Source organism: Endozoicomonas sp. SESOKO2, assembly GCF_024606245.1.
Lineage (GTDB): Bacteria > Pseudomonadota > Gammaproteobacteria > Pseudomonadales > Endozoicomonadaceae > Endozoicomonas_A.
Map to the genome: position 1 here is coordinate 1 of NZ_JAHHPQ010000352.1, position 1,652 is coordinate 1,652.

General features: G+C 41.7%; 1 protein-coding gene. It reads right to left on the reverse strand.

Going from position 1 to position 1,652, the window contains the following annotated elements; translation table 11 throughout:
* A partial coding sequence (locus tag KDK17_RS07960) for a hypothetical protein (protein WP_257287790.1) occupies positions 1-1,652 on the reverse strand: 1,652 nt, incomplete at both ends.

The following is a 1,652-nucleotide window of genomic DNA, read 5'->3' on the forward strand; positions in this document are numbered from 1 at the left end:
GTAGAGGTGAGTCCAGAGTGTATCCTGTTGTTTGCTCATACTGGCGATGTGCTGATGCTTGCAGAGGTGCCTGCGCGCCCCTGACAAGTGTAGGTGGCTGTTCCTGAGTCAGTTCATCAGCCAGCTCTCTGGGAATCTCGCCAAAGACGAAAAACATACTGCTTATGAACGCGTTTTTTTGATCTGAACTGGTTGATTCCAAAAAATTAACAAGCTCTTTTCTGGCAAGCTTGGAAAAGTTAACGAAAAGCTCACGTTGATCATGAGAAAGTTTTTGTGTGAAACCGTAATATCCCGAGAGTGTTGAGCTTAAAATAGCCAAACCAGTAACTATAGCTTTAACCTGTTCAGGTGTGGATGGATTATTGTCAGAAACATCAAATCCAAGGCCATCAAGTGTTTGAGATTGTATATTTCTTTCTAATCGATACCTGTTAGATTGAGTAATAAAAGTATACAGTCCCATGCCCCAAGGCTTGATGTCTATCTTCCCATCATTATAAACCGGAAAGCCAAAACCATAATCTCTATTCAGCTCTCTGGATAAAGTGCCTAAATGTGTAAATGTATCCTTTTTAGAAGGAACCGTTTTCTCTGTTAGCAAATCACTGGTTTGTTTGAATATTTGATAAATAAAATCTATTAATTCTTTTCTCTTTTGTTTATCTACGCATGAATATACGAGATTATATAGCTCATTGTGTGTTACAAGGTTATTGCCTGTCAGCTCATTTTCTAATCTGTTTTCTTTTAATTTATCCAAGTGATCTTTGGTTTCAAATATGTCCCTGTGACGGGCAAGTGTTTTAACAATTCTTGCTACCTCAGTATGCTTATCGATTCCATGATTATTCGCCAGTGCCCCGACCTGAAGAATCAAACTGCCAGCAGATAATTGACCTCTGGAAAATTTAACCCAGTACTTATGAAATCTTTCCAGAGTCTCTTTGTGCGACAAAAAGCTTTCAGTTAAAAGGTTATAAAGCTCATACTTCTGGTAGAACATGCTGTGGTGAAAAAGATTCAATTCCCGTCCTTCGTAGACCAAATCAACGAGCCAGCGTAATATTTTGATAGCTGAGGTATCAACCACTTTTGCCACGGACACCGGTATTTCCTTGTTCCTTACGAGAGGAGGTGGTCCGCTAAGATTCTGCTCAAATGCAACCATTCCGGCATTAGCGCAATCAAAGCACATATTGTCGTAGAATACAGGTCGGTTTTTCTGACAATTTTGGCAAATTCTGGTGTTTGGTGCCCCACCGGAACCATCGTCTTCCCCATTTCCCCTTCCACCGTGAGCGTGTCGCTTTTGATGAAGATAGTCTGCTTGAGATTGGCTGTAGGAGGGAGGGTCATTTAAATTAACTCTGGAAACACCTTTTTCGATCGTTTCAGTCCCTGTCGGGCAGCTGATCCCCTCTGGGCAGCTGCCCGGAAAGACTGACACACTGCGTAATTGTTTTGGGCTTAAAATGAACTCTTGTTCTGCATAACCACGGTAGTCCTCTGTCTGTTGTGGGTTGTTACTCAGGTAATGATCAAATGCTGCTTCCGGATTATTCGGACTCCTGAGTAATGCTAAAAACAGTCCCGAATTCCGTTCAAGGTTTGCACCCCTTATCTTATCCCACAGTTGCTGTGAAATAAGG